This window comes from Enhygromyxa salina, from assembly GCF_002994615.1.
In the GTDB taxonomy this organism is placed as follows: Bacteria; Myxococcota_A; Polyangia; order Nannocystales; family Nannocystaceae; genus Plesiocystis; species Plesiocystis salina_A.
The window spans coordinates 1-21,773 of the sequence record NZ_PVNK01000091.1 but is presented as its reverse complement, the minus strand read 5'-3'; the positions used below and the strand labels follow the sequence as shown (position 1 = coordinate 21,773).

Annotated in this window: 20 protein-coding genes; 8 read left to right on the top strand and 12 right to left on the bottom strand. The window is 69.7% G+C overall.

The features are described from left to right. Positions 1-5 precede the first annotated feature (5 nt). On the bottom strand, positions 6-3,461 hold the full coding sequence (locus tag ENSA5_RS08475; RefSeq protein WP_106391128.1) for a TAXI family TRAP transporter solute-binding subunit: 3,456 nt from the start codon (positions 3,459-3,461) through the stop codon (positions 6-8). Beyond that, positions 3,458-4,255 carry a hypothetical protein gene (locus ENSA5_RS08470; protein WP_106391127.1) on the bottom strand — a complete coding sequence of 266 codons (798 nt, stop codon included), beginning with the start codon at positions 4,253-4,255 and terminating at the stop codon, positions 3,458-3,460. Before ENSA5_RS08470 ends, ENSA5_RS08475 begins: the two co-directional genes overlap by 4 nt. Before the next feature lie 106 nt (positions 4,256-4,361). Here ENSA5_RS08470 and ENSA5_RS08465 point away from each other — a divergent pair, with 106 nt between their 5' ends. Together ENSA5_RS08465 and ENSA5_RS08460 are read left to right on the top strand one after the other, a co-directional pair. After that, positions 4,362-5,216 carry a sulfite exporter TauE/SafE family protein gene (locus tag ENSA5_RS08465; protein WP_106391126.1) on the top strand — a complete coding sequence of 285 codons (855 nt, stop codon included), beginning with the start codon at positions 4,362-4,364 and terminating at the stop codon, positions 5,214-5,216. Positions 5,217-5,291: 75 nt separating this feature from the next. Beyond that, on the top strand, positions 5,292-6,395 hold the full coding sequence (locus ENSA5_RS08460; protein WP_106391125.1) for a 4-oxalomesaconate tautomerase: 1,104 nt from the start codon (positions 5,292-5,294) through the stop codon (positions 6,393-6,395). A gap of 75 nt (positions 6,396-6,470) precedes the next feature. Here ENSA5_RS08460 and ENSA5_RS08455 read toward each other — a convergent pair whose 3' ends face one another. The 3 genes from ENSA5_RS08455 to ENSA5_RS08440 form a co-directional block, all read right to left on the bottom strand. After that, positions 6,471-7,703: a fibrinogen-like YCDxxxxGGGW domain-containing protein gene (locus ENSA5_RS08455; RefSeq protein WP_181197523.1), complete on the bottom strand. Its 1,233-nt coding sequence runs from the start codon at positions 7,701-7,703 to the stop codon at positions 6,471-6,473. 119 nt (positions 7,704-7,822) lie between these two features. Next, positions 7,823-9,151: an AAA family ATPase gene (locus tag ENSA5_RS08445; protein WP_106391122.1), complete on the bottom strand. Its 1,329-nt coding sequence runs from the start codon at positions 9,149-9,151 to the stop codon at positions 7,823-7,825. Next, positions 9,148-9,774, bottom strand: coding sequence for an RNA ligase family protein (locus tag ENSA5_RS08440; RefSeq protein WP_106391121.1), 627 nt, complete (start codon positions 9,772-9,774; stop codon positions 9,148-9,150). Before ENSA5_RS08440 ends, ENSA5_RS08445 begins: the two co-directional genes overlap by 4 nt. A 316-nt stretch (positions 9,775-10,090) precedes the next feature. On the opposite strand from ENSA5_RS08440, the gene ENSA5_RS08435 reads away from it, so the two are divergent. Beyond that, the gene (locus ENSA5_RS08435; RefSeq protein WP_146155474.1) at positions 10,091-11,566 is read left to right on the top strand and encodes an SGNH/GDSL hydrolase family protein; all 1,476 of its coding nucleotides are present in this window, start codon (positions 10,091-10,093) and stop codon (positions 11,564-11,566) included. A 3-nt stretch (positions 11,567-11,569) separates the two neighbouring features. On the opposite strand, the gene ENSA5_RS08430 is transcribed toward ENSA5_RS08435, so the two are convergent. The 5 genes from ENSA5_RS08430 to ENSA5_RS08410 all read right to left on the bottom strand — a co-directional run bounded on the left by ENSA5_RS08430 (position 11,570) and on the right by ENSA5_RS08410 (position 16,143). Further along, positions 11,570-11,875 carry a 4a-hydroxytetrahydrobiopterin dehydratase gene (locus tag ENSA5_RS08430; RefSeq protein WP_106391119.1) on the bottom strand — a complete coding sequence of 102 codons (306 nt, stop codon included), beginning with the start codon at positions 11,873-11,875 and terminating at the stop codon, positions 11,570-11,572. 32 nt (positions 11,876-11,907) lie between these two features. Further along, complete coding sequence (locus ENSA5_RS08425; protein WP_106391118.1) at positions 11,908-12,246, bottom strand: PilZ domain-containing protein; 339 nt, start codon at positions 12,244-12,246, stop codon at positions 11,908-11,910. Between the two features lie 73 nt (positions 12,247-12,319). Beyond that, complete coding sequence (locus ENSA5_RS08420; protein WP_181197522.1) at positions 12,320-14,995, bottom strand: phosphoenolpyruvate synthase; 2,676 nt, start codon at positions 14,993-14,995, stop codon at positions 12,320-12,322. A gap of 145 nt (positions 14,996-15,140) precedes the next feature. Beyond that, entirely contained in the window at positions 15,141-15,578 is a 438-nt protein-coding gene (locus ENSA5_RS08415; RefSeq protein ID WP_106391116.1) for a CBS domain-containing protein, read from the bottom strand. A gap of 94 nt (positions 15,579-15,672) precedes the next feature. Further along, on the bottom strand, positions 15,673-16,143 hold the full coding sequence (locus ENSA5_RS08410) for a hypothetical protein (protein ID WP_106391115.1): 471 nt from the start codon (positions 16,141-16,143) through the stop codon (positions 15,673-15,675). Between the two features lie 28 nt (positions 16,144-16,171). On the opposite strand from ENSA5_RS08410, the gene ENSA5_RS08405 reads away from it, so the two are divergent. The 3 genes from ENSA5_RS08405 (at position 16,172) to ENSA5_RS08400 (ending at position 17,952) form a co-directional block, all read left to right on the top strand. Then, on the top strand, positions 16,172-17,080 hold the full coding sequence (locus tag ENSA5_RS08405; protein WP_258182794.1) for a class I SAM-dependent methyltransferase: 909 nt from the start codon (positions 16,172-16,174) through the stop codon (positions 17,078-17,080). Between the two features lie 95 nt (positions 17,081-17,175). Next, entirely contained in the window at positions 17,176-17,343 is a 168-nt protein-coding gene (locus tag ENSA5_RS37260; RefSeq protein WP_181197521.1) for a hypothetical protein, read from the top strand. A gap of 99 nt (positions 17,344-17,442) precedes the next feature. Continuing rightward, positions 17,443-17,952 carry a hypothetical protein gene (locus ENSA5_RS08400; RefSeq protein ID WP_106391113.1) on the top strand — a complete coding sequence of 170 codons (510 nt, stop codon included), beginning with the start codon at positions 17,443-17,445 and terminating at the stop codon, positions 17,950-17,952. 70 nt (positions 17,953-18,022) lie between these two features. Here ENSA5_RS08400 and ENSA5_RS08395 read toward each other — a convergent pair whose 3' ends face one another. After that, positions 18,023-19,693 carry a serine/threonine-protein kinase gene (locus ENSA5_RS08395; RefSeq protein WP_106391112.1) on the bottom strand — a complete coding sequence of 557 codons (1,671 nt, stop codon included), beginning with the start codon at positions 19,691-19,693 and terminating at the stop codon, positions 18,023-18,025. 125 nt (positions 19,694-19,818) lie between these two features. Between ENSA5_RS08395 and ENSA5_RS08390 the strand changes: the two genes are divergently transcribed. Together ENSA5_RS08390 and ENSA5_RS08385 are read left to right on the top strand one after the other, a co-directional pair. Next, positions 19,819-20,460, top strand: a complete 642-nt coding sequence (locus ENSA5_RS08390; protein ID WP_146155473.1) for an RNA polymerase sigma factor — start codon at positions 19,819-19,821, stop codon at positions 20,458-20,460. A 36-nt stretch (positions 20,461-20,496) separates the two neighbouring features. Further along, the gene (locus tag ENSA5_RS08385; protein ID WP_106391110.1) at positions 20,497-20,964 is read left to right on the top strand and encodes a helix-turn-helix domain-containing protein; all 468 of its coding nucleotides are present in this window, start codon (positions 20,497-20,499) and stop codon (positions 20,962-20,964) included. A gap of 71 nt (positions 20,965-21,035) precedes the next feature. Here the strand turns inward: ENSA5_RS08385 and ENSA5_RS08380 are convergent, their stop codons facing one another. Next, positions 21,036-21,548 (bottom strand): hypothetical protein, encoded by a 513-nt coding sequence (locus ENSA5_RS08380; RefSeq protein ID WP_106391109.1) that lies wholly within the window; start codon positions 21,546-21,548, stop codon positions 21,036-21,038. Between the last annotated feature and the right edge of the window lie 225 nt (positions 21,549-21,773).

The window sequence follows — 21,773 nt, the reverse complement described above, 5'->3', positions numbered from 1 at the left end:
CATCTTCAGCTTCGCCGGCTCTTCAACACCTTGCGCAGGTCCGCCTCATCCTCGGCGAAGGCCAACAGACGATCGCCAGGTCCGACCGCCATGTCCAGCGGCGGGTTGACCCGCAGGCGCCGCCGGAGCTCGGCCTGCGGCGAGCTGCCCTCGACGTCGCCTTCGGCGTAGGCGAGCTTGCCACGGTGGCCCCGGTAGATGCCGATCGGCACGATCCCCGCCTTCGACGGGGTCTGGACGGTGAACAGCAGCCGCCGCAGATCCCGCCAGGTCTTGCCGTGGAGCGCCTCGGGCAGCTCGACGGTGTAGAGCTCGGAGTTGTCGTCGCGGAAGGTGACGATGTCGTTGAAGAACTCGCCGAAGGCCGGATCGAGGCAGGCGTTGGCCAACCACGCGTCGGCCAGACCGCGGGCGGGGACCGGCACCAACCAGCGCGAGAAGGGATCGAAGAGCCCGTCGCTGTCGCCCTCGTCGGCCTCGACCAGGGTCACGGGCACGGCCGCGCCGCGGCCCTCGACCGCGTCGCCGGCCAGAGTCGGAGACTGGACGCTCGGGGCCAGGCCCAGCTGCGCGCGCTTCATGGTCTCGGCCCGGGCCTGGGGGTCGAGGCGCACGCAGGCGTGGTGGACCGCCCGAGCGATCCGCAGCGGGTGATAGCTGCCCTGAAGCACGATGACCCGCGCGGCCCGAGGCAGGCGCAGCTCGACGAGCTCCTCGGGGACCTCGGGGTTTTGCTCGTAGATCGTCAGGCCGCGCACCCGGGTCAGCTGCTGACGCACGCGCGGCGGCAGGGCGTCGGACACGACCACGTGGATCGAGCGCTGGCGCTGGGGCCCGGGGCTGCGCAGGACTCGGATCAGCTGGATCATCTCCTCGCGGAAATTGAGGATCACGATGTGATTGCGCATCCGCCGAAACAGGCGCATCTGATCCTGCGACAGGATGCTGGTCAGCGCGGCGGTGAACCACGCGAGCAGGCCCAAGCCAGCGATCGTCGCCGCGGCGCCGATGAAGCGCGCCGTCGAGGTCTTGAGCGACTCGCTGTCGAAGTTGCCCGTCGCGAACATGTTCATCTCCCAGAACGAGTCGTTCAGGGTTCGCACGCGGGCGTTGCTGTCGTGCTCGAGGGTGTAGACGACCAGCGTCGCGCTGCCGACGATCAGCAAGAAGCCGACGAAGGGCACGAGCGGGTTTGACAGCTGGCCCTCGAGGTTGCCGCCGAGCGGGTTGCCGAGCAGGCCCTTGCGGCGCAAGAAGCGACGCAGCAGGACCAGCAGGCCAAACCCGAGCGCGGCGGCGACGAGGATCTTGGTCCAGTAGATGCCAAAGTCGCGGCGCTCGACCCACGAGGCCCCCGGGTGGAGCGGGATCGGCTCGCGCTCGGCGAAGCCCCGCCAGCGAAGCTCGACCGCGACCTTGTCCTGGGGGTTGTCCTCGAGCCAGCGCAGGCCCTCGATCAGCGACCTCACCTGGTCCTCATCGAGCGCCTCCTCGCCCTCGCGCCGGGCCGTGAGCACGACCGTGCTGACACAGACCGTGGGGATGCCAAACCCGACCCCGGGGTAGCTCTGGGCGTCGATCTGGCAGACCCGGTAGTAGGGGAAGCCGTCGATCAGCCGCTCGATCATGCTGCTCGGGAGCGCGTTGAGGCCGGCGACGCCGGTCGAGACCAGGCTCGAGATCTTCGCGTCGCCGATCTTGGTCGTGCGCAGCATCATCAGGAGCTCGCCGCGCTCCATCGCCTCCATCGAGGCCTTGTTGCTGATGTCGAGGGAGTTGACGTCGTCGAGGGTCAGGCCGGCCGCGCCGAGGATGACCTTGGACGTCTCCATGCTGCCCGAGCCCTGCTGGCCGACGAAGATCGGCCGCTCGCCGAGCTCGCCAAAGTCGTCGAGCCGGACCGGGCGGCGGACGATCAGGTGCACGGCCGAGTCGTCGATCGCGGCCACCAGCTGGAGCTCGACGCCCTCGAGCTCGGCGGTCTCGAGCCCACACATCCACCCGCTCTCGCCCTCGAGCTCGGTCGCCGCCGCGCCCGCGGCCGCCTGTTCGCGCGCGGCCGCGGCGGCCGTCCACGCCTCGGCCGCGACCGCGTACTGGACCAGGGCCGCGTCGACCTCCCCGCGCGCGAGCTTGCGGACGTTGTCGCACGAGCCGCCGGTGTGGCGGACCTCGAAGTCCATCTCGGCGTCGATCTCGTCGAGCGCGAGCGCGAGCGCGTTGGCGGTCCGGGTGAAGCTGCCGGTCTTGCTGCTCGCGCCAAAGCGGACCTGGCCCGGCTCCCGGGCCCGCGCGTCCAGGTCGCGGAGCTTGGCGCCGGGGTGCAGCGGCACGGGCGTGCTCGCGGCGAAGCCGTGCCAGCGCAGGCGCTCGAACTTGCCCTCGTCGCGGAGCCGCCCGAGGCCGTCGATCAGCCCGATCACCTGCTCGTTGTCGAGCGCGTCCTCGCCCTCGCGTCGGGCCGTGAGCACGACCGTGCTGACGCAGACCGTGGGCACGTCGTTCTCGAGCCCCGGGTAGCTGTCCGCGCCGATCTTGCAGACCCGGTAGTAGGGGAAGCCGTCGATCAGCCGCTCGACCACGCTGCTCGGGAGCGCGTTGAGACCGGCCATGCCCGTGTCGAGCAGCCGCGCGATTGGTGCGTTCGGGACCTCGGTCGTGCGCAGCATCAAGAGCAGCTCGCCCTGCTCCATCGCGGTCATCGCCGCCTTGTTCTTGATGTCGACGGAATTGACGTCGTCGAGGCTGAGCCCGGCCGCGCCGAGGATGATCTTCGAGGTCTCCATGCTGCCCGAGCCGCGCTGGCCGACGAAGATCGGCCGCTGGCCGACGGCCGCGAGGTTGTCGAGGCGGACCGGGCGACGGATGAGCACGTGGGCGGCCGACTCGTCGATCGCGGCCACGAGCTGGAGCTCGACGCCGTCGAGCTCGGCGGCGGTCAGATCGCACATCCACCCGCTGTTGCCAGCCAAGACTCCGGCCGCCTCCGAGGCCGCGAAGGCGACGACGGTCGCGATCGCCGGGGGCCTGCCCGCCGAGAACAATGCGGCGCTCGTCAACGCCGCGGCCGCGCTCGCCTCGGCCTCGGCGACCGTGGCCGGCGCGGACTCGGGCGGCCGGGTCGACGCGGCGGCTCCGGCCACGGCGACCCCGAAGGCCTCGGCCGCGACGTCGTACTTGACCAGGGCCGCGTCGAGCTCCCCGCGCGCGAGCCTGCGGACGTTGTCACACGAGCCGTTGGTGTGGACGACCTCGAAGCCGAGGCCCGGGTCGACCGCACCGCCGATCGCCTCGGCGGTCTTGGTGAAGCTCCCGCTCTTGCTCCCGGCGCCAAATCGCAGCTCGCTGCTCGGCTCGGGCGCCTGGGCCCAGGCCCGCGCCGAGGCCGTCGCTACCACGCTCGCGCTGACCAGCACGAGCAGCACGGCCAGCGCGCGCAGCCACGTCCGGGCCCGGCTCACGCCGACGGCTCCTGCCCGGCGAGGTCGGGGTCGAGGTCGGGGTCGGGGTCGTCACCCGAGAGCAGGACCAGCAGGCCGAGCACGTCGCGCAGCGGCGTCGTCGGGCCTGGATTTGCGATCACCCCGCCGCCCTCGCCGAGCTCCTTGTTGGCCGTGGCCACGCCGATCACCGTCATCGGTCGCCCGCGCTCGTCGAGCTCGAGCTCGAGCGCCGCCTCGGCGAAGGTCGCCTCGCGCAGCTCCGCGGGCACGTCGATCGTGCGGACCCGGTGGCGGCCGCGCAGGAGCCCGATGATGAACTGAAACACGCCGAGGTCGACGCAGGCCTGGCCGAGCAGGGCCGCGCGCAGGTGGCCCGAGTAGAACACCGTCGCGACCCCGAGCCCGACGAACTCGAACGCGGCCTCGGGGTCCTCGATCTCGACGAGCACGTTGGGCCCGGTCTGATCGCCGCAGGCCTTGCGGATCGCCGCGCAGGCCAGGCGCGAGATCGAGTCGGGCTCGCTGGCGTCGGCCCGCGGGAGCACGATGACCGCGCGGGCCTCGACCACGCGGACGTCGTGCTCGAGCCGCGCGACGAGCTCGTCGAAGCCGAGGCCGGGCTCGAGCGCCAGCGTGCGCAGCTCGACCCCGCCACGGCGCGCGTCCGCGCGCGCCTCGATGCCCTCGCCCACGCAGGTGATCCGCGCGACTCCGGCCCCCGCCATTGTCCGCGCCAGCTGATCGACGAGCCCGAGGCTGTCCGGCGACCACTGGACCACGACGACACCGGGGCCATCCTTGGGACCACTCACGCCGTCCAGACGATGCCGATCGCTGGTGTGCGCTGTCAAGCGCTGCTAGCTTGACCCCATCACGCCGTCGCTCTTCGCAACCGACGCGTCGCTGGCCTGGCTGGCCGTGGCCGCGCTCGTCTCGGGGGCGCTGGCCTACTTCGGCGCGATGGTTGGATCGGTGCTGGGCCAGTTTCGCCTGCCCCTGCTGATCGCCGCCCTGGAGTCGACGCCGGTCGCCGCGGCCTCGAACCTGGCGATCTCCTCGCTCGGCGCCGCGACCGGGGCCCTGGCCCACGCCCGGGGTGGACGGGTGCAGCTGCGCCTGCTGCTGACGATCGGGCTGCCCTCGACGCTCGCCGCCTACGTGGCCGCGCGGCTCGTCCCGCAGGCCGACGTGTGGTGGCTCGAGGCGCTGATCGGCGCGACCCTGGTCATCTCGGCCGTCGGGCTCGCGCGCCAGGCCGCGCGCCTGCGCGACGACGCGCCTGCGCCCGCGGCCGAGCCCGCGCCAGACGGCGAGGCCGCGCCAGACGGCGAGGCCGCGTCAGACGGCGAGGCCACGCCACCAGCCCCGACCCCCGAGCCGACCCCCGACCCCCGCCCCCCGAGCGCAGGCCTGGTCAGCGCCGAGATCCTCGTCGGCGCGACCCTCGGGGCGCTCTCGGGTCTGGTCGGGCTCCTGCTCGGCTCCCTGCGCCTGCCCGCGATGCTGCGCCTCGGTGTGCATCCGCTCCAGGCCGTCGGCACCAACATGGCGATCGGTTTTTTCACTGGCGTCGCGGGGGCGCTCGGGGCCGTCGGGGGCGGCCGGGTGTCGTGGCTGGCCCTCGTCGGCGTCGGCGGGCTGACCTTCGTCGGCGCGTGGCTTGGGGCCCGCCAGACCAAGAAGCTCCCTCGCGCGCGCCACTTCGTGTTCATCGCGCTCATGCTCCTGGCCGTCGGCGCCTGGATGATCAGCCACGCGCTCAGCGCTCGCTGAGCCCTGTTCACGCGCGCAGAGCTCCGATACGATCGACCCGCTCCGCCCTCGAGCCACCTTCGAGGTGGAGGCGACATGCAGCAGACCGCGATCCCATTTTTGTTCATGCGCGGCGGGACCTCGCGCGGCGCGTACCTTCGGCGCGCGGATCTGCCCGAGGATCTCGACACCCTGACCCGGGTCCTGATCGCGGCCGTCGGCGCCGGGCACCCGATCAACATCGACGGGATTGGCGGCGGCTCGGCGGTCACGACCAAGGTCGTGATGCTCTCACCTTCGACCCGCGACGACGCGGACATCGACTACTTCTTCGCCCAGGTCGCCGTCGAGGAGCCGCTCGTCGACTACAAGCCGACCTGCGGCAACATGCTGTCCGGGGTCGCCAACGCGGCCGTCGAGCTCGGCCTGTGCGTCGCCCAAGACCCCCACACGCGGGTCCGGATCCACGCCGTCAACACGGGCGCGCTGGTCCACGCGGTCATCCAGACCCCCGGCGGCGTGCCGGACTACGAGGGCCAGACCGCGATCGACGGGGTCCCCGGGACCGCGGCCTCGGTCTCGCTCACCTTCATGCACGCGATGAGCAGCGTCAGCGGTGCGTTGCTCCCGACCGGCTCCGCGCGCGACACCATTGATGGAATCGAGATCTCCTGCATCGACGCGGCCGTGCCCATGGCGATCGCCCGCGCCAGCGACTTTGGCCTGACGGGCTACGAGTCCTGTGAAGCGCTCGACGCCAACCGCGAGTTCTTCGCGCGGATGGAGCCGATCCGCGTCGCGGCCGGCGAGCGCATGGGCCTCGGCGAGGTCAGCAGCTCCGTGACCCCGAAGTTTGCTCTGCTCGCGCCCGCGCGCCGGGGCGGCGCCGTGGCGGTCCGCTACTTCATGCCCTGGACCTGCCATCCGAGCATGGCGGTGACCGGCTCGGCCTGCCTCGCCGCGTGTCTGTTCACGCCGGGCACCGTCGCCGAGGGCCTCGCTACGCTGCCCGCCAAGGCGCCCGCGGTGGTTGGGATCGAGCATCCCTCCGGGCAGATTGATCTGACCGTGGACTACGCTCAAACCGCGGCGGGGCCCGAGCTGCGGGCGGTCGGGTTGATCCGCACGGCGCGGCTGTTGGCGCGAGGGGAGCTGATGATCCCCGGCAGCGTGTGGCGGCCGCCGCCTTTCGCCGCCTGAACGCCGCGACCGCGACCGGTCGCAGCGTTCGAGGCCTGCCTCGGTCCGCGTTCGACCCCGGCAGCGCGACCGCCTTCAGCGGACCAGCACTTCGAAGTAGGTCGCCTTGTCACCGGCGCCCGTGATCGGGTTCTCACCGATGACGAAGCCGAAGCCGAGGGAGTTGACCTCGAGGTCGAAGTAATTCGGGTCCTCGGTTGGCCCAAGCCCGGCTCCCGACGAGTCGTCGAGGGGGCAGCCCTGGTTGCCCTGCCGACTCCAGCATGGGCCATAGGTCGACCGCATCACCGGGCCGACCTTCGCCTCGCACTGCTCGGGCGTGTAGCCATCACGATCACCGCAGTGAAAATACAGGTCGGTCGAGCACAGCTCACCGCTGGCCGCGAGAGTGCCCGCAGACATGGCGTAGCCGGCGTCCTCGTTGCACTCCGGCGAGGGCAGCCCGTCCATGAACATGCCGATGTCGGTGCTGCCGTCGCCGACGCCGTTGTAGGCGGCCCAGTAGCCGGAGGGGGTGTGGCGGAACAACAGGTCGGTGAACGGCAGCTGGTGGTAGGCGCTGTGTTTGTAGTCCTCGCCGTTGGGTCCGGGGATCGAGCCGACCGGGGTCGTGTCGGTCGTCAGCATCTCACGGTTGTTCCAGGTCCAGGTGTCGACGCCGTCGTCGGCCGAGATCAGCACCAGGGTCCAGCCGCCGCCGTCGTACATGGGGTCGAGCACGCACCACACCATCGAGGGCTCGATCGGGCCCCCGTCGCCGTCGGGGTCGATCGTGTAGTTGAAGGAGCCGAGGCCTGGCACCCTGGCCTGGAGATCGGCGCAGCTTTGCGCGGTCACGCAAGTCCCGTCGGCGCAGCCAGACACACAGTCGTCGGGTTGGTTGCACATCTGACCGTCGAGGCAGACCTCTTCGCAGATGCCCCCGCAGTCGAGGTCGGTCTCTCCGGTGCTAAAGATCCCGTCGTCGCAGGTCGGCGGCTGGCACAGCTCGGTGCAGCTATCGAAGTTGTCGTCGTCGCCATCGTCGCACTGCTCACCCGGGTCGACGACCCCATTGCCGCACAAGTCGTTGGGATCGCCGTCGCCGTCGCCGTTGCCCGGGTCGCCGTCGCCGTCGCCCGGGTCGCCGTCGCCATCGCCATCGCCGTCGCCGTCGCCGTCGCCGGTCGTCGAGGTGCTGGTGTCGGTGCTGTTGCTCCCGGTCGAGGGCGTCGACGTCGGGCACGCGGTGAGGCCGAGCGAGATCGAGCCGAGGATCAGGATCTGGGTTCGAGCGAAAGTGAGCTTGTGGATCAGTTGGAGACTCATCGCTGACGGATGTGCGTGGTGCGTCTCGTTCCGATCCAAAAAACTCGTAGCGCACACCCGAAATCTGGTCCGAGACTCGGAGCCCCTCTCACGGGGAACAAACGAATTGGCCAAGATCGTCATGCGCCTGGCTCCCGCAGGGTCTGAGCCGTGGCCTCGAGGCCGTAAGGCAGGGTCGGGTCGAGCCCCCCGTAGTAGGCCAGGGGTTCGCCCGCGGCCCCGATCACCAGGTGGCGGTGGGCCTCGACGAGCTCGGGCCACTGCATGCTCGCGAGCTGGCCCCGGACCACCGCCGCGGGCACCGGGGTGGCCCGGTCGAGGTTGCGGCGCTGGTACTCCCGAGCGGACCGAGGAAACGCGACGAGGGTCACGAGCGCGCCGTAGTCCCGGGCGATGTTGGTGACGGCGTCGCGGAAGTCCCGACGCAAGCTGGTCGCGTCCCACACGAGCTTGGCCTTGCGGCGCAGCCCCTCGCGCAGGCGCTCGCGGGCGATCTGGCGGACCTTCGCGTTGTTCGACTGGTCGGCGCGGCCGCCGAGCTCGGCGCGGATGTCATCGAGGCTGATGCAGGTGTGGTCGCCGAGGTGGCGGCGGATCCAGCTCGACTTGCCCGCGCCGCTCGGCCCGACGGTGACCACGACCTCGGGGAAGGGCTCGCGGTAGCGGTAGCTGCGGGCGAGGCCCTCCTCGGGCTGGGTGATCCGACCTTCGCACAAGTCGGCGACGAACTGGGCGTAGCTGACGTCGCGGGTCGCCGGAGGCAGCTCGTCGAGGGCGTCGCGGTACATCGCCCGCCAGCTTGGGGCCTCGTCGCCAAAGCGCCGCCACGCGCCGTAGTCCCGGGCGAACAGGCCAAACATCTCGATGTTCTCGACCTGCTGGGCCCGGTCCTCGCAGCGCCGCCCGAGCATGTCGGCGAGCTCGAGCCAGTAGAGCAGCTCGGGGTCGGCGGCCTGCGCGAGGCGCAGGTAGCCCCCCCGCTCACGACCCTTGACGACCAAGAACTTGGGCGCGACGTGGTACCCGACCAGGTCGAGGCACAGCTCGACGAGCGGCCAGCTCAGACCCAGGGCCATCAGCTGGGGCACGAGCAGCGACCGGCCTTGAAGCTCGTGGCGCGGGGCGGCGATCCGCGTCACGCCGCGGATCTCCATCTCGCGGGTGGTCGCCGGCTTGGCGATGTCGTGGAGCGCCGCGGCCAGGATCAGGGCGGTCCGACGCTCGCCGTCCAGATGCGTCGCCCGGGTCGCCAGCAGCTCGTAGAGCGCGTCGAGGACCATGCCCGTGTGGATCAGGACGTCGCCCTCGGCGTGCCAGCCGGGATCTTGGGGGGTGCCCTCGAGCTCCGCGAGCGCGGGGATCGTGTCCGCGAGGGCATCCACGAAGGCGGCCACCGAGGGCGTGGCGCCGCCCTCGATGGCCTCGATCAGCGCGCGGCCAGCGTTCATGACCTGGCCAGCTTGTTGGGTACGACCGCCTGGCTCATCCAGTGCTGGTCGGTCTGAACGTGGTTGCTGCGGACCCACTTGGCCACGTGCTGGCCAAACTCCGCGTAGGCGAAGCCCGACGCCCGACGGACCACGTAGCCCTCGGTCTTGGCGAGGTCGAGGCGCAGGTCCTCGAACCATGCGCGGGCGAAGACCCCGTCGTAGAGGGTTGGCACCGTCTCGACCCCGAGGGTCTTGGCCCAGCCGAGGGTGCTGTCCCAGTCGAGGCAGCGGTTGTCGGCGTCCCAGACCGAGAACAGCATGAAGTAGCTCGGCAGCGCCTCGTAGGAGAGCGAGTGCCGGGCGTAGAGGTTCTCACCGCAGATCCGCCAGCCCTCGGGGATCAGGTGGGCCACGCGCCCGTGGAGCCCCTTGATCCAGTCGCGCGAAGGATGGTGCCGACTGTCGATCGAGCGCGCGTGGGTGTGATCCCGATAGAAGGTGGTGTTCTCCCCATCCATCTTCTCGGTCACGATGACCCGCTGGCCGACGAAGGCGTCGACGCCGTCGGCGATCAGATCATCGCGGGTGGCCCCCGGCGACCACGGCAGGTGGCGCGTACGGGGATATTTGTGGCGTTGCATGTCACTGTCTCCAATACCTCACGAACCCAGGCCGGTGGGGCCGAGGCTCAACTCCTCAACAGCGCGACCGGAGCCGCGTCGCTGTGTTTGTACCCAGGCACGCCGGTTGCTACGCGGCATGAGGGGGCAACCCATGGGAGTGAAGGAGCTACAATTTCGCCACGCTTCGTCGCCGGAAATTCGGCGTTCGCCAAGCTAGCATGAAGGCACCCGCGCGCAAGCACCCGCCGGGCCCGAACCCGCGCCCAGGCAACAACCTCGCCCGCGCACGCGCGCAGCTTGGAACCCCGGCCTGCGTGGTCGTATCGTGCAACCTGTGAAGCGTCACGCATGTTGGCTCGTGCTCGCGCTCGGGTGCGCCGGCCCCGACGACCCGCGCACGCTCGACAGCGGCCTCGACACCTCGGACAGCGCAGGAACCCTCGACGACGAGACCGACGAGCTCCCGGATGTGCCCGGCGACTCGGGCGACGGCGACGGCGACTCGGGTGACGGCGACTCGGGCGACGGCGACGGCGACGGCGACTCGGGTGACGGCGACGGCGACGGCGAGGTCTACGGCCCGCCGCTGTACCCCGACGCTCGCGTGCACTCCCCGATCAACGTCTACGCGCGCGACAACCTCGCCTCGATCCGCGCCCTCGCCCCGACCGCGCCCGAGGACGTGTTCATGAAGATCGGCGCGTCGAGCACGGTCAGCCCGAGCACCCTCTACTGCTTCGCCGACGGCATGGCCGAGCTCGACATCCACGAGCAGACCCTCGGCCCGACCCTCGACCACTTCTTGCTCGGTCAGGCCGGCGACACCACCCCCTTCGACCGCGACACCCTCGCGGCCGAGTCGGGTCGCACGGCCGGCTGGGCGATCGAGGGCGCGCCGTCCCCGGTCGATCAAGAGCGCGCCGCGATCCACCCCGAGGGCCCGAGCCTCGCGCTGGTCCACTACGGGACCAACGACATGCAGCAGGGCATCACCTACGCCTCGGCGATGCCGGCCTACTACGCCAACATGAGCGACCTGCTCGACCTCCTGATCAACGCGGGCGTCGTCCCGATCGTGTTCGGGATCTCGCGCCGCCTCGACCTCGAGGCCGCGGATCTGTGGGTTCAGACCTACAACGCCGTCGCCCGCGGCCTCGCCCAGGCCCGGACGATCCCCTTCATCGATCTGCGCCACGCGCTCGAGCCTCTGCCCGGCTACGGCATCTCCGGCGACGGCATTCACCTCGAGGGCTTCAACGGCGGCCCATGCATCCTCAGCCCCGAGGGCCTGACCCACGGCTACAACGTCCGCAACCTGATCGCGCTCGAGGGCCTCGATCGCGCCCGCCGATCGCTGCTCGCCGACGACACCCTCGACGAGCCCACCCTCCAGCTCGAGGGCCTCGGCGACATCGACGACCCCCTCGAGATCCCGGCCCTGCCCTTCGCCGACACCAACAGCACCGTCGATGCCCCGAGCCTGATGCTCGACGTGTACTCGGGCTGCGAGGCCCTGGCCGACGAGACCGGGCCCGAGAACATCTATCGCGTCGAGCTGGCCGAGCTCACGGCGATCCGGGCGATGGTCCTCGACCGTGAGGGCGTCGACGTCGACCTTCACCTGCTCGACGACAGCGCCAGCGAGGCCGGCTGCATCGCCCGGGGCGACCGCATGATCGAGACCACCCTCGCGCCCGGGACCTACTATTTCGCGCTCGACACCTTCGTCAACGGCCAGGGCGTCGAGCAAGGCGGCGCGTACACCTTCGTGGTCCTCGCCTGCGAAGACGGCGACGTCGACTGCCTGTGAGCGTCAGCGACTGCTAGCAGCCGCGTCATCCATCGCTTGGGCGAGCTCGACGCACAGCGCCGAGACCCCGCCGAGGTCGTGAGACCAGATCTCCACGTCCACGGTCTTGTACACGTTCGACCAGTTCGGGTGGTGGCCCAGGCGCTCCGCGTCGAACGCGACCCGAACCATGAACGCGATCGCGGCCCGAAAGTCCGCGAGCTCGAAGCGCTTGCGCAGACGATCACCCTCGAGGGTCCAGCCATCCAGGCGCTCGAGGGCCGCACGGAGCTCGTCTTGATCGAGGACGTGATTGTCGGGTGCGCTCACCCAGCGGGCGTATCACCGACGCCCGGGCCAGATCAATTGCGCTGTTGGGCGGCGAGGAAGCCACGCACGCGGGTGCGGGTGCCCAGGTCCATCGGCTGCAGCCGCAGCGCCCAAACATGGTTCTGCCCGTCGCCCCACTCGTAGCTGCGCACGACCGAGGCCTCGACCTCGGTCCACGCGGCCTCGCGACTGCCGAGCTGAAAGCGAACCCGGATCACCCGCAGCGGCGCCCGAATCGGCGTCACCAGCGCGAGCCCGGTCGTCGACAGGTCGATCGTCTGGCACGGGCGCACGTGGTCCCCCATGTCGATGGTCCCGACCGAGCGCAGCTCGACGCGGGGGTGAGTGCGACGTTCCTGCCCGCCATCCATGCCACGAGCATATCGGCTCGCGGCCCGACCCCCAATCAATCGACGAACTCGGCGCAGCCGGGATCACATGTGTTCAGCCCGACTCGGGATCGCTGCCCGGCTCAAGGACAGTCACGAAGCCCCGCGTGCCATCGACCACCAGGCGCTGACCGGTCCGGATCCGCGTCGTCGCCCCGTCGACCGACACGACCGCCGGGATCCCATACTCGCGCGCGACCACGGACCCGTGGGTCATCATCCCGCCGACCTCCATCACCAGCCCGGCGGCGTTGATGAACAGCGGCGTCCAGCCCGGATCTGTGAACGGCGCGACCAGGATCTCGCCCGCGTGGAGCACCGCGCTGCTCGGATCGTGGACGACCCGCGCGAGCCCCTCGACGACCCCGGCAGACACCCCCGTGCCGATCAGCGCGCCCGGGGGCGCGGCGTCGTTACCGAGCTCGCCCCGGACGATCTCGCCCTCGCTCGTGATGACCCGCGGCGGAGCCAGGCCCGCGTAGTGGGACCACTCGAGTCGGCGGGCGGCGACCCGCTCGCGCAGATCCACGCGCTCGCCGTCGATGTGGGCGAGGACCTCGTCGACCTCGAGCATCCAGATGTCCGCGGCCTCGTCGAGCTCGCCAGCCTCGACGAGGCGCGCGCCATAGTCGAGCGCAGCCCGGTGCAAGACCCAAAAGTGGCGGATGATCTGGAACTTGGGGTGCTCGCGCAGGGCCGCGAGGTCGCGGTGGACGGTGGCGAAGCGACGGACCAGCCCACGGCGCAGCCACGGGGCCGCGGCGACGATCCGCTCGAGCGCGGCGTCACCCGCTCGGATCATGCCCTCGTGCTGCTCGCGGTGGGAGCCCTGCGCCTCGCGGCTGAGGTTGCCGCGCAGGACCTGCAACAGCAGGCTCGGGTCGTCGCGCCAGCGCGGGCGGGTGACGTCGATCTCCGCGGCCCCGCGCATGCCGTACTCGGCGAGGAAGCGATCGAGGCCGTCGAGCAGCGGCTTTGCGCCGGGGAGCTCGGCGAGCGCCTCGAGCGACAGCGTGGCGCTCGTGCGCAGGTGCTCGACCAGCTCGGGCGAGGCTCGGGCGAGGTCGGCGAGGTCACCGAGCTCGAGGTCCATCTGCGTGGTGATGTTGCCCCGCAGCCCCCGGCGCAGGGCCTCGAGGTCGTCGGGGTCGACGCGATCGCCGATCAGCTTGCGGACCAGCACGCCCCCGATCCCCGCGGCCATGACCGAGGGGACGATCCGCAAGAACACCCGCTCGAACAGCTGCGCGAGGACCTCGACGCTCGCGCGGAGGCGAGCCGCCTCGTCGGGCAGGGCCGCGCAGTCCCGCTCCAGCTGCGCGTACTGAGCATCGAGGAGCTCCCGCGTGCGCGAGACGACGGTCTGCGTCCGGGCGAAGCACAACCGCCAGACCACCCGCGGGACGACGCGGGCCGCGAGGTAGGCGACCGTGGCCCCGATCCGCGCCCGACTCACACGCCGCGCGCCGCGGCGAAACTCGGCCCGCTCGACCACGGCCCCGAGCGCCGCCGCGGTCCGGAGGTCGACGATCGTCAGGGCCTTCGGCAGGCGCCGCGCGAACCAGGGCAGGCGCAGCAAGTCACTCGGATCGATGAACAGCCGGCCCCCGGCCGAGGGCATGACCGACGAGACCCCGCGAGCGTCGCGGCCGAAGGGGAAGAAGCGCCGAATCACGCCGTGGGCGAAGGGCGCGAGCGCGTCGGTCATGACCTGCGCGTGGCCAAACGAGAGGAACACCCGCAGGCCCGGGTCGGGCGTCGACGGCTCGGGGATCGGAAACAAGGTCGTGATCGGCCGGGTCTGCGTGACCAGCAACGCGTCCCCCTCGAAGCACCACTCGACGTCCTGCGGCCCGCCAAAGTGATCCTCGAGCGCGACGCCGAGGCCCGCGAGCTCGAGGATCTGCGCGTCGCTCAGGACCTCGGCCTCGCGCCGCGCCGCGTCGAGCTCGACCCGCTCGGTCCCCCCACCCTCGCTCGCCGGGATCGCCACGATCGCGACGCGCTTGTCTGCGGTCTGGCGGTCGAGGATCCGCGGCCCGCGCTTGTCGACGCGATAGTGATCGGGGTTGACCTGGCCCGAGACCAGGGCCTCGCCGAGGCCAAAGGCCGCGTCGATCGAGATCAGCTGCCGCCGCCCGTCGACGGGATCGGCGGTGAACATGACCCCGGCCGAGTCCGGCCTCGCCATCCGCTGGACGACGACGCTGAGCAGGACCTTGCGGTGATCGAAGCCCGCCCGGGCCCGATAGCTGATCGCGCGATCGGTGAACAGCGAGGCCCAGCACGCGCGGACCCGGTCGAGCAGCTGCGCCCGCCCGATCACGTTGAGGTAGGTGTCTTGCTGGCCAGCGAAGGACGCGCTCGGCAGATCCTCGGCGGTCGCGCTCGAGCGCACGGCGTAGGCGTGCTCCGGTCCGAGCTCGGTCCACGCCGCCTCGATCGCCGCCTCGACCGGGCTCGGGATCGGCAGGCCGAGGAGGTGCTCGCGCATCGAGCTGCCCGCCTCGCGCAGGCCCGCGGCGTCGTCGACGTCGAGCTCGTCGAGGGCGGCGAAGAGCGGGTCGAGCCCGGGCGAGACCAAGAAGGCGCGAAAGGCCTCGGTCGTCACGCAAAAGCCCGGCGGGACCGCGAACCCGGCCCGGGCCATCCGCGCGAGGTTGGCCCCCTTGCCACCGACGAGGGCGAGCGCGTCACCGTCGATCTCGGCGAAGGTGACAACGAGGGCCATGGTCACCCAGGCTACCGCGAGTCGCCCGCTCGTGCCCACCACGACCTGGCCAGAGCCCCCCGCGGCCCCAGGTTTGGTGCTCATCAGCTGTTCTACGTCGCCGGCGTCGCCGGCTGATCATCGGGGCGATGATCACCCCGGGCGCCTATTCGTTCTCGCGCAGCAGCTCGCGGGCGTAGCGGAGCACGTCGACGTAGCTGGCGATCCCGACCAGCTCGTCGCTGTGTTGGTCGACGACCGGGACCGCGCCGACCTTGTACTCGATCATCGCCCCGATCACCGAGTCGATGCTCTCGCTGCTGTCGACGCTGACGATGTCGCTGTTCATGACCTCGCTGATCGCCGTGTCGAGGATCTCGTCGGCGCGGCTGCGATCTTCGGAGTCGAAGCGCTCGATCTCCAGCATCAGGGGGATCCGGTACTCACGCAGGTCACGATCGCTGACGATGCCGACCAGCCGACCGTCTTCGAGCACGGGCAGGTGGCGGATGTCGCTGTCCTCGATCAACCGAATGGCCTCACGCACGGTCGCGGTCGGCTTCACGCTGAACACGGACTGGGTCATGATCGCTTCGACGCTCATGCCCACCGCTTAGCACGACGCCGTCTCCCGCGTCGCCGGCCGACTCCCGGCGCCCCGCGACAGATTTGCGCGGGCCTCGTCCCCGGGCCCTGGCTCAGTAGCTGTACGTCATCTCCGGCACCTGCTTGCCGGTCGAGCGGGCGATGTGCTCGAGCAGCTGCTTGCGCTCGGTGAACAGGTAGGTCCGCACACGCAGCTGCTTGCCGCCGCCGCGGATGTCGAGCAGCCCGAAGCTCGGCGCCTCGAGGCTCTCGACCTCGGCCCAGCTGATCTCGACCTTGCCCTTGCTGATCCCGCGCGCGTCGATCCGCACGCCGAGCCCCCCGCGCAGCTCGACGAGCGCGGCGCGGAGCACGATCAGCGTCAGCCCGCACGACAGCGCAGCGACGACGAGCGCGAACCACGACGACGCGGCGAGATCGAAGCCATCGGTCACCACCCACGCGCTCGCGAGGATCGCGGTCGGCGCCACGACCACGGCGAGCGCGATGATCAACGCGACCGCGACGCGATCGACCACGAACTCCGGCGCCGCCTCCGGCGCCGCCTCTGGAGGGGTATTCACGCGAGTACGTTAGTGTAGGATGCGCGCCATGTCGAAGACCCACCTGGTCATGACCACCGCGCTGAGCCTCGGGCTCGGCCTCTCGCCTCTCGCCTGCGACAAGAACAAGGACGAGACCGTCACCGTCGACGACGCGACGCCGACGGACGAGCCGAGCGAGACCGCCGACGCGCCCGAATTCCCCGACCTCGCCAGCGTGCTCGCCAGTGCCCACCGTGGCGACAACGCGGCCCGCGACGCCGCCCGCCACCCGCAAGAGACCCTCGAGTTCTTCGGCATCGAGCGCGACATGACCGTCGCCGAGCTCTCGCCCGGCGGCGGCTGGTACACCGAGATCCTCGGCCCCTACCTGCGCGACGAGGGCACGCTGATCGTGACCAACTGGCCGTCGGACCACGAGCGCTACGGCGAGAACGCCAAGAAGTTCGAGGACAAGCTCACGGCTGCGCCCGAGATCTTCGGCAACCCGACGATCACGGTCGCCCCGGTCAGCGCCGACGAGGCCTTTGAGCTCGCGCCCGAGGGCAGCGTCGACCTCGTCGTCACCTTCCGCAACAGCCACGGCTGGTACAACAGGAGCCAGACCGAGCAGATCTACGGCGCCGCGTTCCGGGCCCTCAAGCCCGGCGGCGTGTTCGGCATCGTCCAGCACCGCGCGGCCGAGGGCGCCAACGCCGAAGAGACCTCCAAGCAGGGCTACCTGCCCGAGGCCGTGGTCATCGAGTCCGCGCAAAAGGCCGGCTTCGAGCTCGTCGAGAAGTCCGAGATCAACGCCAACCCGAAGGACACCAAGGACTACCCCGGCGGCGTCTGGACCCTGCCGCCGAACCTGTCCGGGCCCGAGAGGGGCGTCGAGCAGAGCGACGAGGACAAGGCCAAGCACATTGAGATCGGCGAGTCCGATCGCATGACGCTCAAGTTCCGCAAGCCCGAGTAGCGGCGGCCGAGCTCACCCGTGCCAAGACGGCGGCCGATTCGGTCGCCGTCTTTGCGTTTGGGGCCGTCTGGAACCGGGGGCGGGAGAACTGGCGAGTGACCGTCCTTCCCTTCACCGTGCTCATGTTGACCACGATGTTCGTGGCTTCGGCGCTGGGGCTGCCAGGGTGGGCCCTCGGCTTGGTCACGGCGAGCCTGGCGCTGGTGCTGCTCGCCGTACTCGCGTTGCGCGAGGGAGCCTCCTTCGTCGACCTGGGTTCGTGAGCGAGTGGCGAACCGTGGCGACGGGCCCGCCGAAGCCGATAGGTTAGAGGAATGGAACCCACAACCGTCCTCACGACGATTCTCACGATTTTCGCGCCCATGCCCATGCTCTGGCTCGGTCCCGTGCAAGCGGCGACGGATCCCGAGGTGCCCGATCTGTGCACGGAAGATGTCTACCTGGCCCCCAACGGCGTCCCGCTAGAGGACGCCAACGGGACGATGCTGTCGAAGTACTGCACGTGGACCGATCAAGACGCCCCGGCCTGGACGGGCGAGGTCTGCTGCGAGCTCGGACCAGACTCCGCCTCCTGCACGCCAACCAACACCCGCGGTGAGTGTCAGACGACTCAGGTCAAGCGGCGGTGCGACTACGCAAAGTCCAACGAAAACCAGGTGGTGTGCCTGCAGCCCTTCCCCAGCGCCTGTGACTCGGGTGTCTGCGCAGCCCCACCGCGTCGCGTTCAAGTCGACCCGCAGGCGACCTCACTGCTGTGCTGCTTCGGTGGAGCCTGCTACGAAGTTGCCTTTGGGGAGGACTGCGGAGGGCTCTACCAGTGGTGCGAGTCACCCTACACGAATGAAGACGGAACGGTCGGTTGCGCTGACTAGCAGCCCGGGGTGCTAGCCCTGAATCAAGCAGTTCTTCAACTCAGCGCTTGCTCAAGGACTAGTCCCCTACCTACGGGAGTTCGCACCGACGCTCTGGGTCATACATGGCAGCGTTGCGCTCTTGCTCCGCTGCCATCTTTTGGTCCCCCGCCGCGTAGGCCAACTTGGCCGCCTCGCACGCCGCCTCTGCGGCCCGTGTCCAGTTGTTCGTGTCCCGGAACTTCGTGGCCGAGTAACTTGCCATCAAGGCTGTACGCTTTCGACCCGGCATCACCCCATCAACACGTCGAGCCAGGTCGAGCGACTCCGAAGCCAAGAAGGTCTGTGCGGTGGGCACCATCAGAGGCTGGCTCTCGAGCCACAGCTCGTACACCCGCTCCACGTCTGCCTCGGTCACGACCTCCTTGTCGAGGATCAGGTTGGCCTCGTCGAGCTTCTGCGTCCCGAGCTGCCGCTTGTCGACCTTCACCGACTCGGCCTCGGCGAGCGCGTCGAGCTTCCACTCAGGCCTCGGCGCGACAGCTGCCAACACCAGCGCCGCTCCCATGGCCGCGCTCCCAAGACTCACCGCGCCCACACGCAAGAACCGAGCGCGCTCGACCAGTTGTTGTGACATCAGCCCGACCTCGACGCGCTCCTTGCTGATGCCGACCTCGGCGGTGGACTCGGTCTCAACCTCGCGCGCAGCTTTGGGTGCAGACTCGGTCCGCTCAGATTCGGACCCAGGACCGGTCCCAGCCTCGGCCTCAGGCTCGGGCGGACTCGCGGCGTTCGTCGACAGCCGTCGCAGCTCATCAACCAGCGCGCGCACGCTCGGATACCGAGCGGCCGGGTCGATCGACAGCCCACGACACAGGATCTCTCGCACGTCAGCGCACAGGCCAGGCGGGACAGTCGCGGGCTTGGGCCCGAGCGAAGTCGCTACGAGCATGCTCGTCTCGTCTTCGCCCTCGAACGGGTACCGAGTGAACAGCGACAGCCACAGCGACACACAAAACGCCCACTGATCCGAGGCGGGCGACGGTGGGCCTCCGCGGAGCAGCTCGGGGGCGACGTAGGGAAGCGTCCCCCCGCGATAGCTGCTCGAGCCGGGCTCTGCAGCTTCGTCCGACTCGTCGATCCGACGCGCGAGCCCAAAATCTGCGACGCACACACGGCCGTCAGTGCCGATTAGCACGTTCGACGGCTTGAAATCGCCATGCACGATGTCTTGCGCGTGCGCAGCCGCGAGACCCTCGCCAGCGCGGCAATAGGTCTCGACGATCTCGGCGTCGCTCGCATCCGTGCCGAGGTACGATGCCCCGTCGACACCGCGGATGTACTCCATCGCGCAGAACAAGTCGTCGCCATGGCAGCCGATCTCGTGCACGGTCACGATGTTTGGATGAGAAACCGCGGCGAGCAGCTGAACCTCGCGCCTGAATTTGCGCTCGGCCTCGGGGTCCAGGGTTGCCGGACAGAGCTTGAGCGCGACGAATCGATCGAGCTTCGTGTCACGCCCGATGACGACCGCCCCATAGCCCCCATGTCCAACCCACTCACGCACTTCGAAGTGACCGATCTCTGGCCACTCGGGCTCGGGAGGCGACGCGCCAGGGTATTTGTACGCGTAGACGGTCTCCAGCGTGTCGACGAACTCAATGTCAGCCCGCAACTCCTCGAAGTAGTCGAGGGGTGATTGCCGTCGCCGAGTCGTCATGGCCTTCTTCTCGGTCTCGGGTGCGTCCTGACTGCCGCTCACATGGGCAACGGTAGCGCGCGAGCCGGTTACGAGACCAGTGATGTCCCTCCAAGACCCGGCCTGAAGCGGTCTCGAGGCGCGAATGCGAGGTTGCCCGTGACTCGGTGCATGGTTCTAACAGGCAAATGTTCGAGCTGAGTACGCCTCGTCCCTCGCTGTCTGATACCATCGAAACCATGGCGAGCGGTGATCTGGACGAGCTGTTGCTGAACATGCGGGCGGAGGAGGCTCGGGGCTCGACCGGGGGGCGAGTGGAACGAGCGTTTTGGAAGACCGTCAGCGCGAAGCTCTTGCAGATCTGCGAGGCCAAGGTTGGTCCCGTCGATGGGCACGATCTCAAGCAACGCTCGCTCATGGTCGTCATGAAAAAACTCCCGGGCTACGAGAAACAGACACCAGGCGGCTTTTCTCGCTGGCTGCACAGGATCGTGAAGTTCGAAGCGCTCAAGCTTCACCACAACAATGGCAATCACGAGCGCAAGAGGACCGGCGAAGCCCGAGCCATCCTCCGAGCGATGGCCTGCCCCGAGACGCGGCTCTCGTCCACCCTGTACAAGGTCGAGCAGCTGCAGGCGGTGGAACAGGCGATGCCGCGGCTAACAAAGCTTCAGCGTGAGTCCCTCTTGTACGTGGACACGCACGCGCTCGCGCTCGCGTTCGACATCGCGGTGGAGACCGCTCGGGCCCGACGTCGGCGCGCCGTCGCTCGGCTGATCGTATTGCTTCGCGAGGCGACGACATGGCGAGTGAGGATTCCAACATCCTAGAACTCGCCGAACCTGTTCTCTCTCCGCCACGAGCGGGTGTGGGAGTTTGTGTACGATGACGAAGAAGAGCCCCTCCGCGGACATTTCGGTCGCTACGTTCAGGCGTGCCGTGAGGCACGGGGGCTAACACGTGAACAGCTCGCGGACCGCTGCGAGCTCGTGCTCGACATGATCGTTCGGCTGGAGGAGGGCTACCTCTCGCCGGAGTTCGACACGCTGCGGAAGCTATGCGCCGGGCTCGGCATGTCCATGTCGGCGCTGGCGCAGAGCTCCCTGGGTCGGGGACAGTCGGCGCGGTTCTTCGGCCTCTACATCCGCTCGTGTCGAGACGAGCGAGACTTGAGCGTCGCCGACCTCGCTCGCCGTTGTAATCTCTCGGTCGAGTCCATCGAGGAGATCGAGAACGGCCGTGTGTCCATGGCGCTCGACACCTTGCGCAAGCTATGCCTCGGGCTCGACATCCCGCTGTCCGAACTCTTCGACGGGTTCGAGCGGGTCCCGTGAACGGCCCTGGCCAACCTTCCCTCGCGTGATCTTGTTGAGCTCACGTTACACCCAACACAAGTGAGCGCCGGTCAGGGCACGAGCTGGGGCTCGACGCAGCTGCCGGGGCCCTCGTGGCAGACCGCGTTGACGCAGGCGCCCCCCGCCGGGCACTGGGCATCGTCGCTGCAGTCGATCGCCACACACCCGTGGGCCCGCGCGTGGACCGGGCCCTGCTCGGGCACGCTCGGATCGCAGGTCTGGTAGCTCGGACAGTCGTAGCCTTCGTCGCAGGGGACGACCTCGCAGGCCCCGGAGGCCGCGCAGCGAAAGCCCTCGCCGCAGCCGCCCTCGGTGCAGGGCTGGCGACACTCGGACCCGACGCCGTCGGGGCTGCAGGGGTCGTCGACCGCGTGGCAGCGCGAGCTCTCGTCGCAGTCGGCGTCGCTGCTGCACTGCTCGTTGGCCGGGATGCCGCAGACCTGGGGATCGTTTGGGCCCGCGCACTCGAGCGAGCCGCCGCACTGATCGCTGTTGCGGCACGCCGAGCCCTCGCTCGCGCAGGCGCTGGCGAGGAGCACGAGGGCCGCGGCCGCGAGCTGCACGAGGGAGGCTGGCGAAGGCAGGGTGCTCCGCGCGATGAAAACCGCCCTCCGGCAGATGTCCACGAGGGAGCTGCGTTTCTTCGGCTTGGCCATGCTGAGCGGGCCGCGATGGTACGACGCTGACCCAAGATCGATTCGCCGATCTCCCGATCACCCCGCCCCCAAACCCGAGATCGATGCGGAGCGCTTCGCGGAGGGTCTGGGCTGGGGGGCGCACCCACGCGT

Bases quoted from the DNA above. Each gene is read 5' to 3' on its own strand.
- ENSA5_RS08455 (WP_181197523.1), bottom strand. From the start codon at position 7,703: ATGAGTCTCCAACTGATCCACAAGCTCACTTTCGCTCGAACCCAGATC.
- ENSA5_RS08460 (WP_106391125.1), top strand. From the start codon at position 5,292: ATGCAGCAGACCGCGATCCCATTTTTGTTCATGCGCGGCGGGACCTCG.
- ENSA5_RS08405 (WP_258182794.1), top strand. From the start codon at position 16,172: ATGTCGAAGACCCACCTGGTCATGACCACCGCGCTGAGCCTCGGGCTC.
- ENSA5_RS08420 (WP_181197522.1), bottom strand. From the start codon at position 14,995: ATGGCCCTCGTTGTCACCTTCGCCGAGATCGACGGTGACGCGCTCGCC.
- ENSA5_RS08425 (WP_106391118.1), bottom strand. From the start codon at position 12,246: ATGGATGGCGGGCAGGAACGTCGCACTCACCCCCGCGTCGAGCTGCGC.
- ENSA5_RS08440 (WP_106391121.1), bottom strand. From the start codon at position 9,774: ATGCAACGCCACAAATATCCCCGTACGCGCCACCTGCCGTGGTCGCCG.
- ENSA5_RS08400 (WP_106391113.1), top strand. From the start codon at position 17,443: ATGCCCATGCTCTGGCTCGGTCCCGTGCAAGCGGCGACGGATCCCGAG.
- ENSA5_RS08390 (WP_146155473.1), top strand. From the start codon at position 19,819: ATGTTCGAGCTGAGTACGCCTCGTCCCTCGCTGTCTGATACCATCGAA.
- ENSA5_RS08445 (WP_106391122.1), bottom strand. From the start codon at position 9,151: ATGAACGCTGGCCGCGCGCTGATCGAGGCCATCGAGGGCGGCGCCACG.
- ENSA5_RS08415 (WP_106391116.1), bottom strand. From the start codon at position 15,578: ATGAGCGTCGAAGCGATCATGACCCAGTCCGTGTTCAGCGTGAAGCCG.